General features: G+C 66.2%; 1 protein-coding gene. It reads right to left on the reverse strand.

What is annotated here, in order from left to right; genetic code table 11:
- Positions 1–21: 21 nt before the first annotated feature.
- Entirely contained in the window at positions 22–918 is an 897-nt protein-coding gene (locus DMB42_RS52720) for a transposase (protein ID WP_125649943.1), read from the reverse strand.
- Between the last annotated feature and the right edge of the window lie 64 nt (positions 919–982).

The raw sequence follows: 982 nt of genomic DNA on the forward strand, positions 1-982 counted from the left end.
GATCGCTGATGTGAATATGGGTCAGTGGTCGTAGGCAGCCAGGGACCGTTTCACGGGTGCGCCGGTGTTCCAGTTGTGCCAGATCGCGGCGTTGAGCGCGAGGATGCGTTGGCTGATGCGTGCCCAGAGGCCGTCTGGGTGGCGGGCGTTGTGGCGTTCGAGGCCGAGCTGGTTCTTCAGAGTCCAGATGATCGCCTCGATGCGCTGACGCAGCCAGCCGGGAAAGGGCAGGGCGCGTGCGGGCTCGTCTTCGCGGGCCGGCCGGATCAGGAGATGGCCCAGATCGGCGGCGGCCTTCTCGATGCCGGCTCCAGCGAATCCCTTGTCGCACACGATCGGGCATGGCCCGTCGGCTATCTGGTGGACGTGCAGCAGGTGCAGGGCCTGCTTGCGTTCATCGAGCTCTTTGGGGTGGGCCAGGCTGAAGCCGGTCACCGCGCCGTCGGCGGTGGTGATCAGCATCAGCTTGGCGCCCCAGTAGAAGGCGTGGTGGGACTTGTCCATGCCGTATCCGGCGATCTCACCCAGGTGTGATCTGTTGACCGTTACCCGCGAGGCGCCGCAGCGGATCGGGGTGCCGTCCATCAGTCGTAACGGCTCGTGCCAGGTCGGGATCTGGCGGGCCAGCCACAGCGCCGCCGCTGACATGGCCGGCCCCAGATCACGCAGTTGCCGGTTGTACTGCGACTGGGACGGCAGTCTGGGGAACAGGTGCCCGATCCGGCCGGCGGCCATCCGCATCCAGCGGCGTTCGTCATCACAGCGCAGCAACACTTGCGCCACTGCCACGACCACCGCCTCGGCCGGGGTCAGCACCGGCGGACGGCCTCGCCCGCGAGGCCGTCCCAGCGAAGGCATCACGTGATCGTCCAGATGCACATAGAGTGCGGTCAGAAGGGCGTCCAAGTCAGTCTTCACACACCGACCATGGACGCCCTTCGTCATGCCTGCAGCCGATCACCGAATTTCACATCAGCGATCT

This window comes from Nonomuraea sp. WAC 01424, from assembly GCF_003947315.1.
GTDB lineage: Bacteria > Actinomycetota > Actinomycetes > Streptosporangiales > Streptosporangiaceae > Nonomuraea > Nonomuraea spiralis.